Origin of the sequence: Propionicimonas sp. (assembly GCF_049840635.1) — a bacterium.
Classification (GTDB): domain Bacteria; phylum Actinomycetota; class Actinomycetes; order Propionibacteriales; family Propionibacteriaceae; genus Propionicimonas.
The window spans coordinates 375,644-399,149 of the sequence record NZ_JASGKL010000004.1 but is presented as its reverse complement, the minus strand read 5'-3'; the positions used below and the strand labels follow the sequence as shown (position 1 = coordinate 399,149).

At 72.8% G+C, this 23,506-nt stretch carries 23 protein-coding genes and 1 pseudogene; 6 read left to right on the top strand and 18 right to left on the bottom strand.

Annotation, left to right across the window (positions count from 1 at the left end; genetic code table 11):
• Positions 1-89: 89 nt before the first annotated feature.
• The gene (locus QM779_RS02085) at positions 90-1,364 is read left to right on the top strand and encodes a glycerophosphodiester phosphodiesterase (RefSeq protein WP_428530873.1); all 1,275 of its coding nucleotides are present in this window, start codon (positions 90-92) and stop codon (positions 1,362-1,364) included.
• A gap of 4 nt (positions 1,365-1,368) precedes the next feature.
• Here the strand turns inward: QM779_RS02085 and QM779_RS02080 are convergent, their stop codons facing one another.
• The 13 genes and pseudogenes from QM779_RS02080 to QM779_RS02020 form a co-directional block, all read right to left on the bottom strand.
• On the bottom strand, positions 1,369-1,980 hold the full coding sequence (locus tag QM779_RS02080) for a histidine phosphatase family protein (protein WP_428530870.1): 612 nt from the start codon (positions 1,978-1,980) through the stop codon (positions 1,369-1,371).
• Positions 1,977-2,354, bottom strand: a complete 378-nt coding sequence (rsfS, locus tag QM779_RS02075; RefSeq protein WP_428530867.1) for a ribosome silencing factor — start codon at positions 2,352-2,354, stop codon at positions 1,977-1,979. The genes QM779_RS02080 and rsfS overlap by 4 nt, the downstream gene beginning before the upstream one ends.
• Entirely contained in the window at positions 2,351-2,998 is a 648-nt protein-coding gene (gene nadD, locus QM779_RS02070; protein ID WP_428530864.1) for a nicotinate-nucleotide adenylyltransferase, read from the bottom strand. The genes rsfS and nadD overlap by 4 nt, the downstream gene beginning before the upstream one ends.
• Positions 2,995-3,129: a hypothetical protein gene (locus QM779_RS02065; RefSeq protein WP_428530861.1), complete on the bottom strand. Its 135-nt coding sequence runs from the start codon at positions 3,127-3,129 to the stop codon at positions 2,995-2,997. The genes nadD and QM779_RS02065 overlap by 4 nt, the downstream gene beginning before the upstream one ends.
• Positions 3,130-3,200: 71 nt before the next feature.
• The gene (locus QM779_RS02060; protein WP_428530858.1) at positions 3,201-4,442 is read right to left on the bottom strand and encodes a glutamate-5-semialdehyde dehydrogenase; all 1,242 of its coding nucleotides are present in this window, start codon (positions 4,440-4,442) and stop codon (positions 3,201-3,203) included.
• Between the two features lie 37 nt (positions 4,443-4,479).
• Positions 4,480-5,142 (bottom strand): SemiSWEET family sugar transporter, encoded by a 663-nt coding sequence (locus tag QM779_RS02055; RefSeq protein ID WP_428530855.1) that lies wholly within the window; start codon positions 5,140-5,142, stop codon positions 4,480-4,482.
• Positions 5,139-6,296 carry a glutamate 5-kinase gene (proB, locus tag QM779_RS02050; protein WP_428530852.1) on the bottom strand — a complete coding sequence of 386 codons (1,158 nt, stop codon included), beginning with the start codon at positions 6,294-6,296 and terminating at the stop codon, positions 5,139-5,141. The genes QM779_RS02055 and proB overlap by 4 nt, the downstream gene beginning before the upstream one ends.
• Positions 6,289-7,786: pseudogene (gene obgE / locus QM779_RS02045) on the bottom strand (GTPase ObgE). The gene proB and the pseudogene obgE overlap by 8 nt, the downstream one beginning before the upstream one ends.
• Before the next feature lie 110 nt (positions 7,787-7,896).
• On the bottom strand, positions 7,897-8,664 hold the full coding sequence (locus tag QM779_RS02040) for a hypothetical protein (RefSeq protein ID WP_428530849.1): 768 nt from the start codon (positions 8,662-8,664) through the stop codon (positions 7,897-7,899).
• Positions 8,665-8,732: 68 nt separating this feature from the next.
• Positions 8,733-9,545: a hypothetical protein gene (locus tag QM779_RS02035; protein ID WP_428530846.1), complete on the bottom strand. Its 813-nt coding sequence runs from the start codon at positions 9,543-9,545 to the stop codon at positions 8,733-8,735.
• 116 nt (positions 9,546-9,661) lie between these two features.
• The gene (rpmA, locus tag QM779_RS02030) at positions 9,662-9,922 is read right to left on the bottom strand and encodes a 50S ribosomal protein L27 (RefSeq protein WP_428530843.1); all 261 of its coding nucleotides are present in this window, start codon (positions 9,920-9,922) and stop codon (positions 9,662-9,664) included.
• A gap of 10 nt (positions 9,923-9,932) precedes the next feature.
• A complete protein-coding gene (gene rplU, locus QM779_RS02025) occupies positions 9,933-10,241 on the bottom strand; it encodes a 50S ribosomal protein L21 (protein ID WP_377106002.1) in 309 nt (102 codons plus the stop codon).
• Positions 10,242-10,579: 338 nt separating this feature from the next.
• Positions 10,580-11,506 carry a DUF559 domain-containing protein gene (locus QM779_RS02020; RefSeq protein ID WP_428530839.1) on the bottom strand — a complete coding sequence of 309 codons (927 nt, stop codon included), beginning with the start codon at positions 11,504-11,506 and terminating at the stop codon, positions 10,580-10,582.
• Between the two features lie 160 nt (positions 11,507-11,666).
• Here QM779_RS02020 and QM779_RS02015 point away from each other — a divergent pair, with 160 nt between their 5' ends.
• The 3 genes from QM779_RS02015 to QM779_RS02005 are packed head-to-tail and all read left to right on the top strand — an operon-like array spanning position 11,667 to position 13,688.
• On the top strand, positions 11,667-12,890 hold the full coding sequence (locus QM779_RS02015; RefSeq protein WP_428530836.1) for a bifunctional transcriptional activator/DNA repair enzyme AdaA: 1,224 nt from the start codon (positions 11,667-11,669) through the stop codon (positions 12,888-12,890).
• Positions 12,802-13,173 (top strand): DNA-3-methyladenine glycosylase family protein, encoded by a 372-nt coding sequence (locus QM779_RS02010; RefSeq protein ID WP_428530833.1) that lies wholly within the window; start codon positions 12,802-12,804, stop codon positions 13,171-13,173. Before QM779_RS02015 ends, QM779_RS02010 begins: the two co-directional genes overlap by 89 nt.
• Positions 13,170-13,688, top strand: a complete 519-nt coding sequence (locus tag QM779_RS02005) for a methylated-DNA--[protein]-cysteine S-methyltransferase (protein WP_428530830.1) — start codon at positions 13,170-13,172, stop codon at positions 13,686-13,688. The genes QM779_RS02010 and QM779_RS02005 overlap by 4 nt, the downstream gene beginning before the upstream one ends.
• A 388-nt stretch (positions 13,689-14,076) precedes the next feature.
• On the opposite strand, the gene QM779_RS02000 is transcribed toward QM779_RS02005, so the two are convergent.
• Positions 14,077-14,757: an alpha/beta family hydrolase gene (locus QM779_RS02000; protein ID WP_428530827.1), complete on the bottom strand. Its 681-nt coding sequence runs from the start codon at positions 14,755-14,757 to the stop codon at positions 14,077-14,079.
• Between the two features lie 70 nt (positions 14,758-14,827).
• Between QM779_RS02000 and QM779_RS01995 the strand changes: the two genes are divergently transcribed.
• Positions 14,828-16,867 (top strand): NAD(+) synthase, encoded by a 2,040-nt coding sequence (locus QM779_RS01995; RefSeq protein WP_428530824.1) that lies wholly within the window; start codon positions 14,828-14,830, stop codon positions 16,865-16,867.
• Positions 16,868-16,976: 109 nt separating this feature from the next.
• On the opposite strand, the gene QM779_RS01990 is transcribed toward QM779_RS01995, so the two are convergent.
• Entirely contained in the window at positions 16,977-19,799 is a 2,823-nt protein-coding gene (locus QM779_RS01990) for an Rne/Rng family ribonuclease (protein WP_428530821.1), read from the bottom strand.
• Between the two features lie 258 nt (positions 19,800-20,057).
• Entirely contained in the window at positions 20,058-20,759 is a 702-nt protein-coding gene (locus QM779_RS01985; protein WP_428530818.1) for a TIGR03936 family radical SAM-associated protein, read from the bottom strand.
• A gap of 35 nt (positions 20,760-20,794) precedes the next feature.
• Between QM779_RS01985 and QM779_RS01980 the strand changes: the two genes are divergently transcribed.
• On the top strand, positions 20,795-21,283 hold the full coding sequence (locus tag QM779_RS01980; RefSeq protein WP_428533030.1) for a GNAT family N-acetyltransferase: 489 nt from the start codon (positions 20,795-20,797) through the stop codon (positions 21,281-21,283).
• 15 nt (positions 21,284-21,298) lie between these two features.
• On the opposite strand, the gene QM779_RS01975 is transcribed toward QM779_RS01980, so the two are convergent.
• Both QM779_RS01975 and QM779_RS01970 read right to left on the bottom strand, forming a co-directional pair.
• On the bottom strand, positions 21,299-21,742 hold the full coding sequence (locus QM779_RS01975; RefSeq protein WP_428530815.1) for a VOC family protein: 444 nt from the start codon (positions 21,740-21,742) through the stop codon (positions 21,299-21,301).
• 14 nt (positions 21,743-21,756) lie between these two features.
• Positions 21,757-23,499 (bottom strand): SulP family inorganic anion transporter, encoded by a 1,743-nt coding sequence (locus QM779_RS01970; RefSeq protein WP_428530812.1) that lies wholly within the window; start codon positions 23,497-23,499, stop codon positions 21,757-21,759.
• Positions 23,500-23,506: the final 7 nt, after the last annotated feature.

Below are 23,506 nucleotides of genomic sequence, written 5' to 3'. Positions count from 1 at the left end.
GTGCCGCCGGCCGGTGCGGGGACGTAGGGTGGCGTGAACTCCTCGACCTGCGCCACCGCGGGCCGGCGAGCCCCAGAAAGGTCTGCCGGATGCCCCCGACCACCTCCCGACTGCGCCCGATGCGTGCGACGCTGGCCATGCTCGTGGCGACACTGCTCGCGGTGGCGACCGCCACCACGAGCCCCGCGACCACCCTCGGCAACGACGGGAAGCCGATCACCAACGCCGCAGGTGTCACCTTCGGCGTCCTGGCTCATCGCGCCGGCGGGGCGGAGTGGCCGCAGAACTCGGCGGAGGCCTACACCCGCAGCGTCGCGGCCGGGGTGGACGCCATCGAGACCGACATCGTGTTCACCAAGGACGGCCACGGCGTGATGAGCCACAACGAGACGCTCCCGTCCCGGTGCACGTCGACGGGGCGTGCGATCCACACCATGACGCTCGCGGAGGTGCAGGAGGTCCGCTGCGCGAACCTCGCCGGCGACAAGGTGGTGCCGATCCCGACCTTCGACGAGCTGGCCGACATCCTCGACGGGCATCCCGAGGTCGAACTCATGCTGGAGGTCAAGAGCTACGCCGGCCAGTCGGCCAAGGGACGTCGCGCGTGGACCACGAAGGCGATCGGGCTGGTGAAGGACCACGGCCTGCTGGCCCAGACGTCGTTCCTGACCTTCTTCTGGGACACGACCCTCCCGACGATCCGGTCCCTCGCCCCGGACAGCTACGTCCTCGCGCTCGACCTCTCCGTTGTCGACTACGGGCGAGTCCGCAAGGCGGCGGACCTCGGCGCCGACGCGTTCGGGCTCCGGATGGCGTACACCACCGTGGCCCTGGCCGAGTACGTGAAGGCGAAGGGGATGGACTCCACCCCCTGGCAGGTGGAGACCGACCAGCAGCGCGCGTTCTCGATCCACTACGGCGGACAGCGGCAACTCCTGAGCAGCGACGTGCCGACGGTCACCCAGCAGCAACTGGTCGACGGGGAGATCGACCTCGATCCGACCCCCGCACCGACCGCGACGAAGCTCGCGAAGGCCGTCACAATCCGCTCCGGCGCCTTCACGGCCAACCGCAAGCAGTACCGGACCGTCGGGACCAGCGCCGTGCCGGCCACCGCCCTGCCCGGCCTGCAAGACGTCACGCTCGCGATCACGGTGAAGGGCGGCACGGGCAAGGGCACCCTCTCGGTCGGCGCGAGCTCCTCGCCGCTGGCCAGCTCCGTGACCACCCCGCTGCCGAAGGGCACCGCCACGGTCACGGTGAAAGCTCCTCTCGGCAAGGACAGGAAGCTGCGCATCTTCACGACGAGGAGCGTGTCCCTGACGGTGAAGGTGACCGGCTACACCCGGATGCTGTTCACCTGATCCGTCACTCGGCGCCCGCGTTGTAGGTTCGCAGCCGCCAGTACTCGTCGCCGGGCTCCAGTACCGTCCAGTGGCAGTTGGACAGGCCGCGGAACAGTCGGGCGTGCGAGTACTCGAGGCCCATCAGCAGCAGGGCGCCCACGCGCAGGGACAGGCCGTGGCCCACGGCCAGCACCACCTCGTCGTCGGCCGCCGCCTCGGCGTGGTCCATCACCGCCAGCGCGACGCGTCGACCCGCTTCGGTGGCCGACTCGCCCTCCGGCGAGCGGCGGAAGTCGCGCCCCTCCTGCAGGGCCGGCCAGAAGTCCGGCTCGATGCGACCCACCTCGTCCATCGTGAGGCCTGACCAGGAGCCGACGTTGACCTCGCGAAGGCGCGGGTCGGCGTCGACCGCGAGACCGCAGCGCGCGGCCACGATCCGGGCCGTCTCGTTCGCCCTGCTCAGGTCGGAAGCGAAGACGCGCGTGATCCCCGCACCGACCAGGCGCTCCGCCGCGGCCGCGGCCTGGGCGCGGCCCTCCTCGTTGAGCGGGACGTCGGCGTGGCCCTGGAACCGCCCGCCGTCGTTCCAGTCGGTCACCCCGTGCCGGAGCAGGACGACCCGTGCGGCGGTCATTCGGCGACGGGCTCCTCGAGCGGGCCGAGGTCGAGCCGGGGGCAGTCCTTCCAGAGCCGCTCGAGCGCGTACAGGGCCCGCTCCTCGGCGTGCTGGACGTGCACGACAGCGTCCAGGAAGTCCAGCAGCACCCACCGGTTCTCCCGGTCGCCCTCGCGCCGGACGGCCTTCACGCCCTCTTTCAGCAGGGCCTCCTCGACCGCGTCCACGACGGCGCCGACCTGGCGCTCGTTGCTCGCGGTCACGATCAGGAAGATGTCGGTGATCGCGAGCCGGTCGGAGACGTCGAACGCCACCGGGTCCTTGGCGAGCTTCCCCACGGCGGCCCTGGCCGCGGTGCGGGCGATCTCCAGGGCGTGTTCGGTGGCGGTCACGAGTCTCCTCTCACGCGGTACAACCCGCGCTTGGCGATGTACTGGACGATGCCGTCGGGCACCAGGTACCACAGCGGCAGGCCCTGGGCGACGCGGTCGCGGCAGGCCGTGGACGAGATCGAGAGGGCCGGCACCTCGAGCAGGGTGACCTTGTCCTCGGGCAGGTGCCGGATGTCGCTCTCCCCCAGCGGGACGCCGGGGCGCGACACCCCGACGAACTGGGCGAGGTCGAACAACTCGTCCACGCCCTTCCACGTCAGGATCTTGCTCAGCGCGTCCGCGCCGGTGATGAAGAACAGGTCCATCGGCCCGGGCCGGACCTTGCGGATGTCCCGCAGGGTGTCGACGGTGTAGGTGGGCCCCGGACGCTCGATGTCGACGCGGCTGACCGAGAACCGCGGGTTCGACGCGGTCGCGATCGTCGTCATCAGGTACCGGTCCTCGGCCTGGGAGACCTGCTTGCCCGCCTTCTGCCACGGCTCCCCGGTCGGCACGAACACCACCTCGTCGAGGGCGAAGCGGGCCTGCACCTCGCTCGCAGCCACCAGGTGGCCGTGGTGGATCGGGTCGAACGTTCCGCCCATCACGCCGAGGCGGAGTCGCCGGGAGCCCGTGCGGTCCCAGGCGATCGGGGTCTCGCTCATTTGGCGTGCGGCCGTCCCTTGCCGATCTGGCGGACGTAACCGAGCCCGGTCAGCAGGATGCCGAAGGCGACCAGTCCGACCACGACCGGCAGCGTCACGTCGTAGACGGCGGCCTCGAGGAGCGTCTGCATGTCGCGGATCCTACACGGGCGGGGCCGCCGCCTGCCTCCCCCGCGGCCGCGCCGGCTCCGGGGGCGGCCGGTCAGGCGCGCGTCTGGCCGTCGCCGTCCAGGATGTACTTGGTCGAGGTCATCTCCGGCAGGGCCATCGGGCCGCGCGCGTGCAGCTTCTGGGTGGAGATGCCGATCTCCGCACCGAAGCCGAACTCGCCGCCGTCCACGAACCGGGAGGACGCGTTCACGAGCACGGCGGCCGCGTCGACCTCCGCGGTGAAGCGGTCGGCGGCGCGCCGGTCGGAGGTGACGATGGTCTCCGAGTGCCCGGTGCTGTGGACGCGGATGTGCGCGATCGCCTCGTCCAGCGATGCGACCACCAGGGCGGCCAGGTCGAGCGAGAGGTACTCCTCGTCGAACTCTTCCGGGCCGGCGGCGACCACGTCCGCCGAGTACGCGCACACCTCCGGGGTGCCGTGGACGGTGACGCCCGCGCCGGCGAGCGCTGCCAGCGCCCTGGGCAGGAACGCGGGCGCGATGTCGGCGTGGACGACCAGCGTCTCCAGCGCGTTGCAGACGCTGGGCCGCTGGACCTTCGCGTTCAGCATGATGGCGAGCGCCATGTCGATGTCGGCGGACGCGTCCACGAACAGGTGGCAGTTGCCGGTCCCGGTCTCGATCACCGGCACCTTAGAGCCGTCCACCACCGCGTTGATCAGGCCCGCCCCGCCGCGCGGGACCAGGACGTCGACCAGCCCGCGGGCGGCCATCATCTCCCCGGTGACGCTCCGGTCGCCCTCGACGAGCTGCACGGCGTCCTCGGGCAGCCCGGACGCGGCCAGACCCTCCCGCAGCGCGGCGACGATCGCCCGGTTGGAGGCCAGCGCGGACGAGGAACCGCGCAGGAGCGCGGCGTTGCCGGACTTCAGGCAGATGCCGGCGGCGTCGGCGGTCACGTTGGGACGCGCCTCGTAGATGATGCCCACCACGCCGAGCGGAACCCGCACCTGCCGCACCCGGACGCCGTTCGGGTTCGTCCAGCCCCGCACCACGTCGCCCACCGGGTCGGGCAGCCCGGCCAGAGACCGCAGCCCCGCCACCATGCCGTCGACCCGGGACGGGGTCAGCGCGAGCCGGTCGACCATCCACTCCTGCGTGCCGGCGGCGCGGGCGGCGGCCACGTCGTCGGCGTTGGCTGCCAGCACCGGCCCGGACGCGGCCGCGAGCGCGTCGGCCATCGCGTGCAGCGCGGCGTCCTTCGGGGCGCGAGGGAGCACGGCGAGGGCACGGCTGGCCACCTGGGCCGCGGTGGCCTGATCGGCGAACGTCATGCGCGCAAGGATACGGCGCGGACCCCCACCCGGACGTTCACTGTCCGGTGAACTCCGCCTGCCCGGCGAGGTCCGGGGCGACCTCGACCGCCTCGACCGGACGGACGAAGAAGGCCCGCAGGCCCGCGCGCCGGAGCAGGTACCAGGTGAGGTTGAACGCGATCATCAGCACCAGCAGGAAAGAGGAGATCTTCGAGGACGCCTCGTTCAGGAGCACGGCCCAGCTCAGCCACAGCAACTGGTTGACCAGCCCGAGCCCGAGGAAGACCGGCGACACCCCGGTGACCGACGGCGAGCGGACGACCTCGATGATCTGGCCGGCGTTGGCGAGGATCGCCGGCACCAGGGACGCCACGCCGAAGGCGGTGCTGCCCAGGCCCAGGTCGATCGCCACCAGCACGACGACGGCCAGCAGGCTCGGCAGCACAACCGGGAACAGCCGCCGGCCCAGGTCCTTCGTGAACAGGTAGAGCACGATCGACGTCGTGACGAGCCCACCGAGGTTCGTCACGATCATGTTCGCCTGGCCGATCTTGATCCCGTGGATCGCCCAGATCAGGTTGAGCACGAGGATCGCCTGCCAGCCGAACAGCGACAGCCCCGCGGTGCTGCGGGTGCGCGCCAGCCGGATCAGCTGCGGCAGACCGAGCACGGTGCCGACCAGCGCTGCCACCCAGCCGAGGATCTCCACCGGGGTCACGACGGCTTCCTCCTGCGCGCCCGGACGGCCATGTCGTCGCGGTGCACGACCTCGCGGTCGAAGCCCGCGCCGCGCTCGGCGACGAGGTCGCGGGTGCTGCGTCCGATGATGCCGGGCAGGTCGGCGGAGTCGTAGCCGACCAGGCCGCGGGCGACCACGGCGCCCGCCTCGCTGACCAGCCGGACCGGGTCGCCGGCCCGGAACGTGCCGCGGACCTCGATGATCCCGGCGGGGAGGAGCGACGCCTTCCGTTCGGTGACCGCCCTCACCGCGCCCGCGTCCAGCACGAGCTCACCCTGGGACACCGACGCGTAGGCCAGCCACATCAGCTTGCGGGCGCGGCGCTTCCCGGTGGCCTGGAACAGCGTCCCGACCTCTGCCCCGGCGAGGGCGTCCGCCACCCGCTCGGCCGCGGCCAGGACGACCGGGATGCCGGAGGCGGCAGCGATCCGGGCCGCCTGGAGCTTCGTCTCCATGCCGCCCGTGCCGACCTCCGCGCCGCGTCCCGACGTGTCGACGACCAGTTCCTCGATGTCGGGGACGAGCGGGATCGGCCGGGCTTCCGGGTGCGACGGGTGCTCGGTGTAGAGAGCGTCCACGTCACTGAGCAGGACGAGCGCATCCGCCCCGACCAGGTGGGCGACCAGCGCGGCCAGCCGGTCGTTGTCGCCGAACCGGATCTCGTGGGTGGCGACGGTGTCGTTCTCGTTCACGATCGGCACCACGCCGAGCTCGATCAGCCGGGTGAAGGTGCGCAGCGCGTTGCGGTAGTGGTCCTGCCGGGTCACGTCCTCGACGGTGAGCAGCACCTGGCCGACCGTGAGGTCGTGCCGGGCGAACAGCGACCCGTACCGGCCGAGCAGCAGGCCCTGGCCCACCGACGCCGCGGCCTGTTTGCTCGCGAGGTCCCGCGGCCGATGCTTCATTCGCAGCGGGCCCATCCCCGAGGCCATCGCCCCCGAGGAGACCAGCACGACGTCCTGGCCGCGGCCCCGGGCGGCCGCCAGCGCGTCGACGAGGACCTCCATGCGGGCGATGTCGAGCGCGCCGCTGGCGTCGGTGAGCGAGGACGAACCGACCTTCACCACCAGCCTGTGGGCGCCCGTGATCTCCGTCCGGGCCGGGGCGGCCGCGGACGCGCCGGCCTCACTCATCGTCGTCGTCCAGCCCTTCGGCCGCCAGTCGCGTGTGCTGCTCCGCCTCGCGCTCCGCGGCCTTCGCCGCGTGGTACTCGGCGTCCATCGCGCGCCGGCGACGGGCGGCCGGGCGCTCGGTGGCCAGCCGCTGGTCCTCGCCGCGCCGGGACAGGATCTCGGCGCCGACCTCGATCTGCGGGGCGAAGTCGAACACGACCGGGTTCTCCCCGCCGATCGCCACCGCGTCGCCGGCGAGCGCCCCCAACGCGAGCAGCTCCTCCTCGATGCCGAGGCGGGCGAACCGGTCGGCGAGGTAGCCGACGGCCTCGGCGTTGTTGAAGTCGGTCTGCCTGACCCAGCGTTCCGGCTTCTCGCCGCGCACCCGCCAGACGAAGCCGCCCTCACCGTCGCCCTGCCGCGAGAATCGTGAACTCCGGACCACCCGCCACCGGTTCGGGACGGATCACGATCCGCTTCGGCGGCACGGCGGCGTCGCGGCTGCGGCGCTCGGCGACGAGTTCGGCCATCGCGAAGGTGAGCGCCTGCAGGCCGACGCCGGTCTTGGTGGAGACGGCGAAGACGGGCAGGCCGCGGGCCTTCACGTCGTCGGTCACGATCGCGGCGAGCTCGGCCGCGTCCGGAATGTCGACCTTGTTCAGGACCACCATCCGCGGCCGGTCCTCCAGGCCGCCGTGGGCGGCGAGTTCGGCCTCGATCACGTCGAGGTCGGTGAGCGGGTCGCGTCCGGGCTCGTAGGTCGCGCAGTCGATGACGTGGACGATCGCCTGGCACCGCTCGATGTGGCGCAGGAAGTCGTGGCCGAGGCCGCGGCCCTCGCTCGCGCCCTCGATCAGGCCCGGGACGTCCGCGACGGTGAAGGTGGTCGCTCCGGCCACCACCACGCCCAGGTTCGGGACGAGGGTGGTGAACGGGTAGTCGGCGATCTTCGGACGCGCGCGCGAGATGGCGGCGATCAGGGACGACTTGCCGGCGCTCGGGAAGCCGACCAGGCCGATGTCGGCGACCACCTTCAGCTCCAAGGTGATCTGCCGGGACTCTCCGTCCTCGCCGAGCAGAGCGAAGCCGGGCGCCTTGCGGGCCGAGGACGCGAGCGCCGCGTTGCCGAGGCCGCCGCGGCCGCCGTGGGCGATCACGACCTCGGCGTCCGGCCCGACGAGGTCGGCGAGGACCACGCCGGAGTCACCGTCGTGGACCACCGTGCCGTCGGGCACGGCCAGGATGATGTCCTCACCGTTCGCACCGTTGGCGAAGTCGCCGCGTCCGGGCTGGCCGTTGGAGGCCCTGCGCACCGACTGGCGGTGGAACTCGACGAGCGTGGTCAGGCCCGGGTCGACGCGCAGGATGACCGAGCCCCCGTTGCCGCCGTTGCCCCCGTCGGGGCCGCCGAGCGGCTTGAACTTCTCCCGCCGGATGGACGCGCAGCCGTGCCCGCCGTTGCCGGCGGCCACGGTGAGCACCGTGCGGTCGATGAAGGAAGGGATGGCCACGAGGAACTTTCCGGATCGGACGGGCCGCCAGGTGGAGGACGGCTCAGGCTGACATCCTATCGGCCCTGCGTGGCCGGCCGGGGTTGCCGTCCGGGCGGCGCGGGCCCGACTCAGGCGTGGTCGGTCCCGTCGCGTCCGATGCCCTCGTCCTCCGGGGGCGCCCAGATCGAGTGGTCGGGCGGCGGCGAGGGCTCACCGGCCTGCTCGTCCGGGTCGGCCCCGAGGCCGTCCGCCGCGTCCGACGGCTGCCCCTCGACGGGCTCGACGACCGGCTCGGACGGTGCGTCCGCCTCGCCGCCCGAGGTCGCGGTCGCGCGGCGCCGGAGCGCGAGCACGAACAGGGTGAGGGCCACCCCGAGGAGGGCTCCACCACCGGCGAAGAGCGCGGGGGGCGGCTGCTGGCGCGTGGTCGAGACGATCGTGAGCGGGTCCTGGGCGAGCGTGGCGAGCGACCCTGTGTAGTGGACGGAGTTGTGGGAGACCACGCCACGGGTGGCCGCGACCACCTCGCCGGGCACGATCACCTCGAGGTCGAGATTGCTGTCCGCGGTGTCGATCCCGCTGAAGTCGGAGGTGAGGACCGTGTAGTCACCGATCGTGGTGAACCGCATCGCATCCTCGAGTGCGGACAACTGCACCGAGCCCTGGACATGGCAGGAGACCGTGCCGTCTGCAGAGACGGGGGTCGCGGTCACGTGCACGGTGCTGTTGTCCACGGGCGTGCACCCGGTCGCGTCCAGGTCGGTGAACACGAGGTCGACCTTCAACTCGTCGGCGGAGACCACCTCGATGCTGCCCGAGGTGTCGCAACCGGTGAGCAGGAGCGCCGCGGCGGCGGCCAGCACGGCCATCGCGGGGCGACCTCGCGTCCGGAACATGGCGCGATCCTAACCGGGGGCCTCGGGCCGGGCACCAGGGGCGTCCCTCCCGCCGGGGCCGGCGCTGCTCAGCGGTCCTCGGGAGAGGCCCAGATCGAGTGGTCGACGGACGCGGTGGCGTCCACGGGAGGTGCCGGACCCGCGAGCGATGGCTCTCCCCCTGGCGTGGCGAACCAGGCGTGGTCGATCACCGGCCGCTCGGGTGCGGTCCCGGTCGGGTCGACCGGCGGCCGCTCGCTGTCCCGGGTGGGCGCTTGTGGATCGGGCGCGTCCGCCTCGGCGTCCACCGGAGCCGGCAGCACCGGACGCGGGGGGTTCAGCCACCGGATCAACGACGCGAGGAGGATGGTGAGGACGATCCCCGCCACGCCGCCGGCCGCAGCGGCGACCACCCAGTTCGCCGGCCCCGGCCTGTTGAGGGTGACGACCCGGATCTGACCGCTGGTGAGCCTCGCGGGGTTCAGCAGGAGGCTGCGGCCGCGGATCGTGCCCTGGTTGGACTCCAGGACGTCGCCCGGGAATCGCACCTCGATCTCGTCATCCGGCCAGCCGCCGCGGTTGCTGTTCAGGGCGCCGTCGAACGTCCAGTACTCGCCGACGGCGGACGCGTGGAAGTCGGAGAAGCCGAGGCTGGACAGCGGCATCCTGCCGGACACGTGGCACGTCGCGCTGCCGAGCACATCGGGCCCCGGCTCGAGTCGGACGGACGCGAGCGGCTCACTGCTCGGCACACACTCGAAGGTGAAGTCGCTCACCAGGAGGTCGAGCGATGCCCCCTCGGTCGAGAGCACGTCGACCGTGCCCTGGACGTGGCAGCCGCTGAGCAGGACACCGGCGACTGCGGCGCCGAGAGCGGCCATCGCCCGCCGTCGCGCAGCCATGGGCCGATCCTACGAAAGCTCCCTGCGGGCGCCCATGCGCACATTGGACGAGCCCGCACACACGGAAAGGGCGGCCCGAGGGCCGCCCTTTCCTTGCGTCTTCTGGTGCCGCGCGCCTACTGGGCATCCTCGACCGCGATGTTCACCACGCGGCGGCCACGCCGAGTGCCGAACTCGACCTTGCCCGCGCGGAGCGCGAACAGGGTGTCGTCGCCACCGCGTCCCACGCCCTCACCGGGGTGGAAGTGGGTGCCGCGCTGCCGGACGATGATCTCGCCGGCGTTGACCTGCTCGCCGCCGAAGCGCTTCACGCCGAGGCGCTGCGAGTTGGAGTCGCGCCCGTTGCGGGAGGACGATGCGCCCTTCTTGTGTGCCATGTCAGTTGCCTCAGCTCTCGATGCCCGTGACCTTGACCTGCGTGTAGCGCTGGCGGTGGCCCTGGCGCTTCTTGTAGCCGGTCTTGTTCTTGAACTTGATGATCCGGATCTTCGGACCCTTGGTCTCGGCGATCACCTCGGCGGTGACGCTCGCCTTGCCGAGCTTCTTCGCATCTGCGGTGATCTTGTCGCCGTCGACGAGCAGCAGCGGGGTCAGCGAAACGCTGTCGCCGGCCTTCGCCTCGACCTTGTCGATCTCCACGATGTCGCCCACAGCAACCTTGTGCTGGCGGCCACCACTGCGCACGATCGCGTACACGCCCGACCCACTTCCCTAAGCTCTGTCCGACACGCACCCATCCCCGACGGGACGAGGTGTGTGCTCTGTTGAATGCCCCGGGCGACGCTTCGCCTGCCCAGTGAGCACCGAGGGTCAAGACTACGGCCCCTCGGTGGAGGGGGTCAAACCGGCCTCGGCCCGCGCCGCGCGTTCGCGACTTTCGGCACGGCTCCGGAGACCCGGCCCGGGCTGACAGCCCGAGTCGCGACTTTCGGCCCCGTGAAACCCGCTCCCACTGGACTGGAACCGGGCCGAAAGGCGCAACTACCCCACCATCCGGATCTCGGCGGTCCCATTCTGGGCGAAAAGCCGCACTCTCACAGCCCGAGCGCCCTGCCGATCCGTGCCATCACCACGTGCGGGCGAGCGTGGATCTCCCCGCCATCCCAGCGCACGAAACGATGGCCCTGGTCACGCAGCACCTGCTCGCGCCGCTTCTCCGCGATCATGTCGCCAGCGTCGGCGTACTTGCTCCGCCCGTCCGCCTCCCCGATCAGGTCCTGGTCGCGCCAGTAGAAGTCGGGGAAGAAGGTCCCCAGCGGCGTCGCGATGGGAACCTGGCACTCGGGCAGCGGAAGGCCCGCCAACATCATGTGCCCGAACGCGAGGGACTCGATGGGACTCTCCCGGACCGGATCGGCCACCTCGAGCCAGCGCCGCGCCGCGGCCATCCCCCGCCCGGCCATCGCGTCGCGCACGGGTGCCCGTGCGGCCTCGACCAATCGCTGGTTGCGGTAGTCGGAGCGCCGAGGGTTGAGCACCAGGTCTGCGCACAACAGGCGCAGCGCGCCGTCGAGCACCACCAGCGCCTCCGGCAACTCCAGGGTCCGGACCAGGTCGGCGGCCGTCCTGGCGATCGTGGTGACCGGGAACCCGCCGTCGATCGTCCCCACCTGGTGACGGGGCAGGCGCGCGACGAGTTGCACCACACCGGGAGAACGCTCGGACCGGAACGATGCGCCGGCCGGGAGGGTGAGCCAGGCCGGTTCGTCGACCCAGTCGGTGGAGGGCAGCGGGATGCGCCACCAGGCGGCCGCAGACCGGTGTGACACGACCCCTTCGGCCTGGTAGGCCTGCTGGGCGCACGCCCGTACCAGGTGCTGCTCGCGCGGGTCGGCCGGCCACTTCGTCGCATCCAGATACACACCACGTCGCACCCGGAGGAGGCGGCCGTCGCGAACCGCCTCCTCGAGCCGGTGCTTGCTGGCGCCCAGCGCGATCAGGTCGCGGCCGGCCGTGGGCACCGCGGGAAAGGGAAAGGGTGTTCTCGTCCGCACGCCCCACATCTTCGGCAGATCGGCCCAGAACCGGTCACCGACCTGCGCCACCTGTGGACAAGGAAGGAGTTGTCCACAGGTCACGGCCGCGTCCGATTTCCGCTAGTTCGGGCGTGGGCGGCCTGCCATGCTGGTCGGTATGGACTTCGAGCAGCGCTATCGGGCGGTCACAACGAAGGACGCCCGCTTCGACGGCGCGTTCGTCACCGCGGTCCGCTCCACGGGCATCTACTGCCGGCCGTCCTGCCCCGCGCGCACGCCCAAACCGGCGAACGTGGAGTTCTTCGCAACCAGCGCGGCGGCGCACGAGTCCGGCTACCGGGCGTGCAAGCGGTGCCTGCCGGACGCCGTCCCCGGCTCCCCGGAGTGGAACCTGCGACAGGACGCAGCCGCGCGCGCCATGCGGCTGATCGCCGACGGGGTGGTCGAGCGCGAGGGGGTGCCGGGGCTCGCCGGCCGGCTCGGCTACACGACCCGTCACCTCAACCGGCTGCTCGGCGGCGAACTGGGCGCGGGGCCGCTGGCCCTGGCCCGCGCGCACCGCGCCCAGGTGGCCCGCGAACTGCTGGTCTCCACCGACCTGTCGATCAGCGACATCGCGTTCGCGTCCGGCTTCGGCAGCATCCGGCAGTTCAACGACACCGTCGCCGAGGTGTACGACCGGACGCCGTCCGCGCTGCGCGCCACCCGTCCACGCCGCACTGCCGACGGCTCGGGGCCCGCCGCCCACCCCGCGTCCGGATCGGCGGACGGGGTACGGGTGCGGCTGGCGCTGCCCGTGCGGCTGCCGTTCGACGCGGCCGGGGTGTTCGCGTGGCTCGCCGCACGGGCGCTGCCGGGCGTCGAGGACGCGGGCCCCGACCACTACGCGCGGACGCTCCTCCTGCCCCGAGGGCCGGCCACCTTCGAGGTGCGCGCGGACGCCGACCGGCTGTCGCTGTCGGCGACCCTGACCACGCTGGCCGACCTCGCCCCGCTCGTCGCCAGGGTGCGCCGGCTCTTCGACGCCGACGCCGATCCGGTCGGCATCGACCAGGCACTCGCCGCCGAGCCTGCGCTCACCGCGTCCCTCGCGGCCACGCCGGGGATCCGGCTGCCGGGAGCTGTCGACCCCCACGAGATGCTGCTGCGGGCGCTGGTCGGCCAGCAGAATCTCGGTCGCGGCCGCCCGCACCCAGCTGTCCCGGCTCGCGCAGGCGTGCGGGACGACCGTGCCCTCCCCCGTCGATCGGCTCGGACTGCTGTTCCCTACGCCGGCGCAGGTGGTCGAGCACGGCCGCGAGGTCCTGGTCGGCCCCCGGACGCGGATCGCCCACATCCTGGCGATCTGCGAGCGGCTCGCCATCGGTGAGCTCGACCTGTCCTGGGCCGACGACCCCGTCGCCCAGCACGACCGCCTGGTCGCGCTGCCCGGGATCGGCGAGTGGACGGCCGGGTACGTCGCCATGCGCGTCCTCGGGCACCCGGACATCCTGCCGACCGGCGACGTCGCCCTGCGCAAGGGCGCCGCGGCCCTCGGCCTGCCCGACTCCCCCCGCGAACTCGCGGCCTGGGGCGCACGACTCTCGCCGTGGCGGTCCTACGCCGCCCTGCACCTGTGGCGCGCCGCCACACCGAGGAAGGAAACCCGATGAAGCTCACCACGATCGACACCGCCGACGGGCCGTTCACCCTGCTCGCCGAGGACGGGGTCGTCCTCGCGTCCGGCTGGACGGGCGACCCGGAGGTGATCCTCGCCCGGCTGCGTCCCGCCGAGCGCCCGGACACGGTCGAAGCGGCGGACCTCGACGACGCCGAGGTCGCGGGCCCCACGGACGCCGTCCGCCGCTACTACGCGGGCGACCTGGCCGCCATCGACGACGTGCCGGTGCGGCAGGCCGGCAGCGACTGGCGCCTGCGCGGCTGGCGGCAGCTGCGGGAGATCCCGCCGGGCCACCCGTTGTCGTACGCGGCGTTCGCGGAGGTCCTCGGCAGCCCGACCGCGGTGCGCGCCGCCGCCAGCATCTGCGCGACGAACGCGCCCGCGCTGTTCGTCCCGTGCCACCGTGTACTACGCGGCGACGGCACGATGGGCGGCTTCGCCTGGGGCGTCGAGGTGAAGCGCTCGCTGCTCGCCCGAGAGCGGGCAGCCGTCCCCGTGCAGCGCTGACGCGATCTCGCCGCCCTGCCTGTCCCAGAGGCCCCTCCTGTCACAGTTCGCGCGCAGCGCGGCAGGATCACGCCACGGCGGGAGCCGTCCGGCCCCCACCGCCCGGCGCGGGGGGTGCAGGCAGCGCGGCGGAGATCCCGGGTCCAGCCCGGGATGACAGGGCTCCGACGCCGCTCCCGTCCACCCTGAAGTGGACGGTTGTGCGGCGAACTCGCGACTTTCCGTCCACCTTGACGTGGCCCGCGGCCGCGTCCACCTTGAAGTGGACGGTTGTGCGGTGTACTCGCGACTATCCGTCCACCTTGTCGCGGACGCCGCCCCCGTCCACCGTGAAGTGGACGGATTTGCCGTGTAGTCGCGACTTTCCGTCCACCTTGTGGTGGACGGCCTACTCGGCGGCGGGGACGGGGTCGCGGACGTCGGCGATGAAGGTCAGGACGGCGCCGACCAGGAGCTGCTCGCGGGCGCCCACGGACGCCGCGGGCATGCTCTTCGTGGGAGCCAGCGAGTGGGTGGCTCCGGGGACGTGGACGATCCGCTCGCCGGACGCCCCGGCGTCGGCCAGCGCGCGGGCGACGTCCGCCGGTCCGCCGAACGGGTCGGACGCACCCTGCACCACCAGCACCGGCCCGGCCACGCCGGCGAGTTCGGCCACGCGCGACTTCGCCGGCGTGCCCGGCGGGTGCAGCGGGAACGACAGGGCGACGAGCCCGGCCAGGGACGCGTCAAAGCATCGGCACGCGCAGCGAGCGCCCGCGCTGCGTCCACCGACGAACACCGGCACGCCGTCTGCCGCCTCCCTGACCGCGGCGACGGCGGGCAGCCAGCCCCGGTCGAGGCTGGCCGGGTTGCCGGCGACGCGGCGCCCGGCCACCAGCCAGGGCTGGCGGTAGCGCAGCACACTCACCCCGGAGCCGGGCAGTTCGCGCGTCAGCAGCGCGAGATCCCAGGCGTCCACGCCGCCGCCCGCCCCGTGGCCGAGCACCAGCAGCGCGGTGGGCGCGGCCGACGCGTCCACCACCAGTTCGCCGGGCCCGTCCGGGGTGTCCACGCGCAGCACGTCCGCCATGGACCCAGTGTGGCGCGTCCGGGCGATCGCGCGTGGCATGCTGAGCGCGACACCGTAGCCAGGAGCGCCGATGGACTTCTACAACCTCTACGAGCACGGGTTCGCCCGCGTTGCGGCCTGCACGCTGCCGATCGCGATGGTGCAGCCGAGAGCCAACGCCGAGGCCGTGCTCGCGCGGGCCCGCGAGTGCGCGGACGCGGGCGCGTGCCTTGCGGTCTTCCCCGAACTCACGCTCAGCGGCTACTCCATCGAGGACCTGCTGCTGCAGGACACCGTCATCGACGCCGTGCAGGAGGCGCTGGCGTGGCTCGTCCCGCAGACCGCCGACCTCGGCTGCGTAGTCGTGGTGGGCGCCCCGCTGGTCAGCCTCAACCGGCTCTACAACTGCGCGGTCGTGATCCACCGCGGCCAGGTCCTCGGCGTGGTGCCGAAGTCGTACCTGCCCACCTACCGCGAGTTCTACGAGCGCCGCCAGATCGGGCCGGGCGACGACGTCACCGGCGAGATCCGGGTGGCCGGCGAGGACGTCCCGTTCGGCTCCGACCTGCTGTTCGCCGCCGACGACGTCCCCGGCTTCGTGCTGAACGTGGAGATCTGCGAGGACATGTGGGTGCCGGTCCCGCCGTCCGCCGAGGCGGCCCTGGCCGGCGCCACGGTGATCGCGAACCTCTCCGGCTCCCCGATCACGGTCGCGAAGGCGGAGGAACGCAAGCTGCTGTGCGCGTCCGGCTCATCCCGGCTGATCGCCGGCTACGTCTACGCCGCCGCCGGCGAGGGCGAGTCGTCCACCGACCTGTCCTGGGACGGCCAGACGCTCGTCTACGAGTCGGGGACGCTGCTGGCCTCCTCCGCGCGGTTCCCGAAGGGCGCGCAGGCGTCCATCGCCGACCTCGACCTGGGCTCGCTCGTCCAGGACCGGATCCGCCAGGGCACGTTCGACGACAACCGCCGCACGCACGCCGAGCGCGTCAACGAGTACCGCACGGTCACCTTCGACCTCGACCCGCCCACTGGCGACCTCGGCCTTCGGCGTCCGCTCGCGCGGTTCCCGTTCGTGCCGGCGGACGCGGCCCGGCTCGCGCAGGACTGCTACGAGGCCTACAACATCCAGGTCTCGGGACTCGAGCAGCGGCTGAAGGCGATCGGGCAGCCGAAGATCGTGATCGGCGTCTCCGGGGGCCTGGACTCCACCCACGCGCTGATCGTCGCCGCGCGCGCGATGGACCGGCTGGGCCGCCCCCGCACCGACATCCTCGCGTTCACGATGCCGGGCTTCGCCACGTCCGCCCACACCAAGAACAACGCGACTGCGCTGGCCACGGCCCTGGGCGTGACGTTCGCAGAGCTCGACATCACCGGCACGGCCCGGACGATGCTCGCCGAGATCGACCATCCGTTCGCGGACGGTGAGCCGGTCTACGACGTCACGTTCGAGAACGTCCAGGCAGGGCTGCGGACGGACTACCTGTTCCGGCTGGCCAACCAGCGCGGCGGCATCGTGCTCGGCACCGGCGACCTGTCCGAGCTCGCGCTGGGGTGGTGCACGTACGGCGTGGGCGACCAGATGAGCCACTACAACGTGAACGGTGGCGTGCCGAAGACGCTCATGCAGCACCTGATCCGCTGGGTGATCAGCTCGGAGCAGTTCGAGGACGCGGTGTCGGTGACGCTCCAGGCGATCCTCGACACCGAGATCACCCCGGAGCTGGTGCCGGTCGGTGAGGGAGAGACGCCCCAGTCGACGGAGGCCGCCATCGGGCCGTACTCGCTGCAGGACTTCACGCTGTTCCACGTCCTGCGCCGCGGCATGAAGCCGTCCAAGATCGCCTTCCTCGCCTGGCACGCCTGGCGGGACGCGGACGCGGGCGAGTGGCCGGAGGGCTTCCCCACCGACGAGCGGACGTCCTACGACCTGGCCACGATCACGAAGTGGCTGGAGGTGTTCTGCAAGCGGTTCTTCGGCTTCGCCCAGTTCAAGCGCTCGGCGCTGCCGAACGGGCCCAAGGTCGTCCGCGGCGGCTCGCTGTCCCCGCGCGGCGACTGGAGGGCGCCGTCGGACACGTCCGCGGCGCTCTGGCTGGACGACCTGGCGAAGGTGCCGAAGGCGTAGTTCGGCGTCGAGGAGATCCCGGGTCAAGCCCGGGATGACACGAAGGCACCAGATCCCGGGTCAAGCCCGGGATGACAGGAAGACCCGTCATCCCGGGATGACGATGCCACTACTCGGCGGGCTCCTCGACCACGACGACGGCGTCCGCGGGCGCGTCCACCTCGACCACCACCGGCTCTTCGACCACGACGGCCTCGACGACCACGGAGTCCTCCGCGGGGGCGAGTTCGGGCACGGGGTCCGGCGCCAGCAGGGCGGCGACGGCCTGGGCGAGTTCGTCCGCGGGCTCGGGGAGCGGCAGCTCGGGGGCGTCCACGTGGTGCGCGTGCTCGTGGGCGTGCGCGGCCAGCAGCACCGGCGACGGGGCGGCGGGCTTCGGGTCCTCCCGACGGCCGCGCGGCGCGCGCCGGGTCGTCTGGGCACCACCGCGCCCACGACGGGAACCGTCCCGATCGCCGCCGTCGGCAGGCGCCTGGGACGCCACCGGTGCGTCGTGGACGTGGTACCCGCGGCCGTGGCACGTCTCGCAGGCGACCGTGAACGCCTCGGCGAGGCCGGTGCCGATCTTCTTGCGGGTCATCTGCACCAGGCCCAGCGAGGTGACCTCTGCCACCTGGTGGCGGGTGCGGTCACGACCCAGGCACTCCACCAGCCGACGCAGCAGCAGTTCGCGATTCGCCGGCAGGACCATGTCGATGAAGTCGATCACGATGATCCCGCCGATGTCCCGCAGGCGCAGCTGGCGGACGATCTCCTCCGCGGCCTCCAGGTTGTTGGACGTGACCGTCGCCTCGAGGTTGCCGGACGTCCCGGTGAACTTGCCGGTGTTGACGTCGATGACCGTCATCGCCTCGGTGCGGTCGATGATCAGCGAGCCGCCCGACGGCAGGAACACCTTGCGCTCGAGCGCCTTGGCCACCTGCTCGTGCACGCGGTAGGCCTCGAAGATGTCGCCGGAGGCGGTGCGGTCCCACCGCTGGAGGCGCTCGGCGAGGTGCGGCGCGACGTGCTGCACGTAGGCGTCGACCGTGTCGTAGGTGTCCTCGGCACCGCCGTTGCCGTCGACGATCAGCGCGCCGAAGTCCTCGGTGAACAGGTCACGGACGATCCGGACGGTGAGGTCGGGCTCCGCGTAGAGCTGCTGCGGCGCCTGGCCGGCCTTGACCTTCTTCTCCAGCACCTCCCACTGCGCCTTCAGGCGGTTCACGTCACGGACGAGCTCGTCCTCGCTGGCCCCCTCGGCCGCCGTGCGGACGATGACGGACGCCTCGGAGCCGATCAGCTCGTCGAGGATCGACTTCAGCCGCCGACGCTCGCCCTCGGGCAGCTTGCGGGAGATCCCGGACAGGTGGCCGCCCGGCGAGTAGACGATGTAGCGGCCGGGGATCGAGATGTGCGACGTCAGCCGCGCACCCTTGGCGCCGACCGGGTCCTTGCTCACCTGCACCAGCACCTGCTGGCCGGACTTGAAGACCCGCTCGACCTTCTTGTCCGCGCCGGTCACGCCGAACGACTCCCAGTCGACCTCGCCCGCGTACAGGACGGCGTTGCGGCCGCGTCCGATGTCGACGAACGCCGCCTCCATGCTGGGCAGCACGTTCTGGATCCGGCCGAGGTAGATGTTGCCGATCATGGACGTCGCCGAGGCGCGGTCGACGTAGTGCTCGACGAGCACCCCGTCCTCCATCACCGCGATCTGGCTGTAGTCGTCGGCCTGGCGGACGAGCATGATGCGCTCGACCGCCTCGCGGCGGGCGAGGAACTCCGACTCGCTCAGGATCGGAGTGCGACGGCGGCCGGCGGCGCGGCCCTCGCGGCGGCGCTGCTTCTTCGCCTCCATCCGGGTCGAGCCCTCGATGCCGGTCACCTCGTCGCTCGCGGTGCTGCGACGGCGCGGCTCGCGGACGCGGACGACGACCTCGACGCTGTCGTCGTCGGCCTCGGACGCGTCGTCGGCGGTACGGCGACGACGGCGACGACGACGGCGGCTGGCCGTGCCTTCTGCCGCGGGTCCGTCGGTGCCCTCTTCCTCCGCGGCGGGCGCGTCGGCGTCCTCTGCGGACTCGCCCTCACCCTCGGCGTCGGAATCGCCCTCGGCGTCCGCGGTCGGCTCCCCGGCTCCGCGCCGGCGGCGGCGGCCTCCGCGGCGACGGCGACGCCGGCGGGGTGAGCCGTCCTCGCCTTCGGCGGCCTCGGCACCCTCGTCGTCGCTGTCGTCGTCCGTGGCCTCGTCCTCGGCGGCCTCGTCCTCGGCGAGCTCCTCCTCGGTGGCCTCGGCCTCCGCGTCGGCTTCCTCGTCCTCGGTGGCCTCGGCATCGACGCCCTCGGCCAGGCGCCCCCCGATCACCGCGGCGAGCGAGTTCAACACCTCGTCGGGAGAGGCCTCCTGCGCCAATCCGAAGGTCTCGGACTTCGGCGTGCGACGGGACGTGCCACGCCCGGACTGGGCAAGCTCTGCGAGGCTGGCCGCGACCTCGCCGTCGCCGGCGGCCGGCGCATCCGGAGCGGCCGCTGCCCGCGTCGCACGGCGACGACGCGGCGTCGTGGCCGGCTCAGCGGCGACGGGCACCTCGGCGGGCGCCTCGGCGACGGCCGGAAAATCGGCGACGACAGGGTCGGACGCGGCCTCGGCAGGCGCCTCTACGACCGGCTCGGCGGCCTTGCGGCTGCGCCGGGGACGCTTGGGCGTCGCGGCCGGCTCGGGAACGGCTTCGGCGGCGGGGGCGTCCACGGTCTGGACGGGCGTGGTCTCCGGAGCGGGGGCGTTCCCTGCAGGAACGCTCGCCTCGGGCTCGGCGGCCGGAGCCTCGACGGCCGCGGGCGGCCCGGCCGGTCGGCTCGCCGCGCGGCGCCTGCGCGGCGGCTGGGCGGGGGTGGCGTCCGCGCCGTCCTGGGCGGACTGGTCAGTATCCGGGTGTTCGGAATCGAGCACTGTTGCTCTCCTTCAGCGGCGGGGGTGCGCCGCAAACGTGGCTGCCATGGGCAGCGAAGCCTCATCTGGTCGGGCGCCGCAACGCTGTCGCCCCCGCGGTCGACTGGCGTCGCGGTGAGGCTCCATGCGCTTTGATCGGCCTGTCACACCGGTCAGTGGGCACTCGCGGGTCGGGGGTCTGGATGACTCCGACCTGCGCCCAGTATTCCACACTCCCCCGAAGGCTCCCAGCGCGACGGCCCTGCGCGTCGCGCCGGTTCAGGCCAGCGGGTCGAGGATCCGCGTCCCGTCCCAGTTGCCGTGCTCGAGCCGGTTCAGCAGGGCGGGGGTCGGCGTCCGCAGCGTGGGGCGCAGCTGCTGCAGGGCCTGGACGACGTCGTCGGGGCGCACCAGCGGCTGCCCGATCGCGGAGACCAGGTCCAGCCGGTCCTCCTGCGCCGACAGGGCGATCACCGCGGGACGGACGTCGAAGCGGCGCAGGCCGGTCTTGGTCATCCGCTCCACCTCGATCTGCCCGGTCGCGAGCAGGTCGGCCACGCCGGCCGCCAGCTCCGCGGAGTCGACCCCCGGCAGCGTGATCTCCCAGCGGGAGGCGGTCAGCCGGTCGGCCAGGGCCCCCGGCTGGGCCTCCACGACGCGGACGACGACCAGGCCGTCCGGCATGGCGGCGTTCAGCGCGTCCTTCACCCGATCGGGGTCGAGGACGGCGGCCAGGCCGAGCTCGAGGTACTCGGCTTCGGTCGCCGCGCCGGTGGGCGCGGCGTTCGCGTAGCTGATCCGCGGGTGCGGCGAGAAGCCCGAGGAGAAGGCCATCGGGACGCCCGCGCGCCGCAGGGCCCGCTCGAAGGCCCGTCCGAAGTCGCGGTGGGACGCGAACCGGGCGCGTCCGCGTTTCGCGTACTGCACACGCAGCCGCTGGACGGGCGGAGCCTGCTGCTCTGGCTGTCGGGAGGGCGTCACGACCGAGCATCCTACGTGGCTAGTCTGACCCCGTGATGTCCGTACGCCCGGCCCTTCCGCACGAACTCGAGTCGGTGGGAGCGCTGACCGCAGCCGCGTACGTCACCCCGGGCGGGATGGCGGCCGACGATCCCTACGTGGCCGTCCTGCGCGACGCGGCCGACCGCGCGGCGCACGCCGAGGTGTGGGTCGCGGCCGACCCGGACGCAACCCTGCTCGGCACGGTCACCTGGTGCCCCGCCGGTTCGTCCTACCGGGAGCTCGCCGGTCCCGGCGAGGGCGAGTTCCGCATGCTCGCCGTCTCCCCGTCCGCCCGGGGACGCGGCGTCGGCGAGGCGCTGGTGCGGCGCTGCCTCGCCCGCTCGGTGGAGGCCGGGCACACCAGGGTCGTGATCTCGACCTCTCCCTGGATGGCGTCCGCGCACCGCCTCTACGCGAGGCTCGGCTTCACCGAGGCACCCGAGCTCTCGTGGTCGCCCCGACCGGACCTCACGCTGCTCGCCTACGTCCGCCCGTTGCCGTGACCCCGTTCCACGGCGTCAGGTGACGCAGAACTCGTTGCCCTCCGGGTCGGCCATCGTGTACCAGCGGTGCGGCCCCTGGGACTCCTCCCACAGAAACGTGGCCCCGCGGGCGATGAGGTCGTCGCGGACGCTGTCGAGGTCGGCACCGTCCTTCGTCGCGCGGACGTCGAGGTGGACGCGGTTCTTGACCGCCTTCGGCTCCGGCACCGCCATGAACAGCACCCGCGTGCACGGCGCACCGTCCGGCGCGTCCGGCAGCGAAATGGCCTGACCCTCGGCCCAGACCAGCTTGCCCCGGTAGGTCCGGGTGTCGGCCTGTGACGCGTGGCCCTCGGCGATCATGCGGCGAATGAACTCCTCGTCGGTGGGCTCGGCGGGCCAGCCGAGCGTCTCCGCCCACCAGTCGGCGAGCACGTGCGGGTCCGCGCAGTCGATCGTCACCTGGAAGCCCAGCGGCATGGTGGTTCCTCTCCTCAGTGGCCGTTGGCCTCGGGAATACCCGGCGGGCGGTGTCCGTACTCTGCCTCGTGCCAGTCCGCGAAGGCGGCCACCGCGGTCGGAAGGGTCGCGAAGATGCGGTCGTCCCCGACCGCGTCGACGAATCCCGCCGCCTCCAGCTGTTCCCTGACCTCCCACTTCACCCTGGCGAGGGCGAACTCGACGCCGTCGGCAGCGAGCGTGTCGCGGAGTTGGGCGAGCGTGTCCACGGCGGTGAGGTCGACCTCGACGTTCGCCTCGGCGTTCAGGACGAACCAGCGGGCCGGCGGATCGGCCTCCCGGACAGCGAGCAGCGCGCGGACGAGGAAGTCGTCGGCGTTGGCGAAGAACAGCGGGGAGTCGTAGCGGTAGACCACGAGGCCCGGCACCTGGCTGGCGCGCGGATAGTCCTCCACGTCGTGCATGCCGGCCATGCCGGGGACGTAGCCGAGCACGCCGTCGTGCGGGTGCGCGATCCGCCGGATCAGGTCGAGCAGCGAGAGCGCGACGGCGATGCCGATGCCGTAGAGCAGGCCGGTGACGAGCACGGCGGCGAACGTGATCAGTGCCAGCAGCAGTTCGCTCAGCCGGAACCGGGCCAGCCGACGGAACTCCGGCACGTCCACCAGGCGCAGGCCGGCGTAGAGCACGATGCCTCCCAGCGCCGCCCGCGGGAAGGCGGCGAGAACCGGCGAGAACACGAAGATGGATGCCACGACCGTCACAGCCGCGACCAGCGAGTGCAGTTGCGTCCGGCTGCCCGCCGCGTCCCCGATCACCGTGCGGCTGGCGGACGAGGAGACCGGGAAGCCGACGAAGAAGCCGTTCGCGATGTTCGCCGTTCCCATCGCCAGCAGTTCGCGGTTCGCGTCCACCCGCTCGCCGCGGCGCGCGGCGAACGCCCGTCCGGTGAGGATCACGTCGCTGTAGCCGACGACCGCGATCCCGACGCCCGCGAGGGCGAGCTGCACCAGGTCGACGCCAGCGGGATTCGGCAGGACGGGCCGGGGCAGCTCCGTGGGCACGGCACCGATCACGGCGACGCCGGCGAAGGCCGCCCCGCCGAGCGCCACCAGCGCCGCGGCCGCGAGCATGACCAGCAGCGCGCCCGGCCAGCTCGGCGCCCACCGGCGCAGCCCGAACAGCACGAGGGCGACCCCGACGCCGAGCGCGAGCGTGGGGACGTGGACGGCGCCGGCCTGCGCGACGAGCGAGGCGGTCCGCGCCCACGGGCCGTCGCCGGTGACCTGCAGCCCGGTGAGGGTGCCGTACTGGCTGACGACCATGAGCACGCCGGTACCGGCCATGTAGCCCACGAGGACCGGCTTCGACAGCAGGCGCGCGATGAAGCCGAGCCGGGCGAGCCACCCGAGCAGGCACACCAGGCCCACCGTGATCGCCACCAGACCGGCCACTTCCGCCCGCCGCGGGCCCGCCACCGACCCGGCCAGGGCTGCGATCGCGGCCGCTGTCATCAGCGCGGTGGTGGACTCCGGGCCGACGGACAGCTGGCGGGAACTGCCGAGCACGGCGTACAGGGCCATCGGCACCAGCACCGCCCACAGCCCCGAGACCGGCGCGAGCCCGACGATCTCCGCGTACGCCATCACCTGCGGCACGAGGTACGCCGCCACCGTCACCCCCGCGACGAGGTCCCCGCGCAGCCAGGCGCGGTCGTAGTCGCGGAGCACGGCGAGCCCCGGCGCCCACCGCCGCCAGCCGACCGCCTCGTCCCCCATGACGCCA

Excerpts from the sequence above, each read along its gene's own strand:
- QM779_RS02085 (WP_428530873.1), top strand. The coding sequence starts at position 90 with ATGCCCCCGACCACCTCCCGACTGCGCCCGATGCGTGCGACGCTGGCC.
- QM779_RS02080 (WP_428530870.1), bottom strand. The coding sequence starts at position 1,980 with ATGACCGCCGCACGGGTCGTCCTGCTCCGGCACGGGGTGACCGACTGG.
- nadD (WP_428530864.1), bottom strand. The coding sequence starts at position 2,998 with ATGAGCGAGACCCCGATCGCCTGGGACCGCACGGGCTCCCGGCGACTC.
- QM779_RS02065 (WP_428530861.1), bottom strand. The coding sequence starts at position 3,129 with ATGCAGACGCTCCTCGAGGCCGCCGTCTACGACGTGACGCTGCCGGTC.
- QM779_RS02060 (WP_428530858.1), bottom strand. The coding sequence starts at position 4,442 with ATGACGTTCGCCGATCAGGCCACCGCGGCCCAGGTGGCCAGCCGTGCC.
- proB (WP_428530852.1), bottom strand. The coding sequence starts at position 6,296 with ATGAGTGAGGCCGGCGCGTCCGCGGCCGCCCCGGCCCGGACGGAGATC.
- QM779_RS02040 (WP_428530849.1), bottom strand. The coding sequence starts at position 8,664 with ATGTTCCGGACGCGAGGTCGCCCCGCGATGGCCGTGCTGGCCGCCGCC.
- QM779_RS02035 (WP_428530846.1), bottom strand. The coding sequence starts at position 9,545 with ATGGCTGCGCGACGGCGGGCGATGGCCGCTCTCGGCGCCGCAGTCGCC.
- rpmA (WP_428530843.1), bottom strand. The coding sequence starts at position 9,922 with ATGGCACACAAGAAGGGCGCATCGTCCTCCCGCAACGGGCGCGACTCC.
- QM779_RS02015 (WP_428530836.1), top strand. The coding sequence starts at position 11,667 with ATGCTGGTCGGTATGGACTTCGAGCAGCGCTATCGGGCGGTCACAACG.
- QM779_RS02005 (WP_428530830.1), top strand. The coding sequence starts at position 13,170 with ATGAAGCTCACCACGATCGACACCGCCGACGGGCCGTTCACCCTGCTC.
- QM779_RS02000 (WP_428530827.1), bottom strand. The coding sequence starts at position 14,757 with ATGGCGGACGTGCTGCGCGTGGACACCCCGGACGGGCCCGGCGAACTG.
- QM779_RS01995 (WP_428530824.1), top strand. The coding sequence starts at position 14,828 with ATGGACTTCTACAACCTCTACGAGCACGGGTTCGCCCGCGTTGCGGCC.
- QM779_RS01980 (WP_428533030.1), top strand. The coding sequence starts at position 20,795 with ATGTCCGTACGCCCGGCCCTTCCGCACGAACTCGAGTCGGTGGGAGCG.
- QM779_RS01975 (WP_428530815.1), bottom strand. The coding sequence starts at position 21,742 with ATGCCGCTGGGCTTCCAGGTGACGATCGACTGCGCGGACCCGCACGTG.
- QM779_RS01970 (WP_428530812.1), bottom strand. The coding sequence starts at position 23,499 with ATGGGGGACGAGGCGGTCGGCTGGCGGCGGTGGGCGCCGGGGCTCGCC.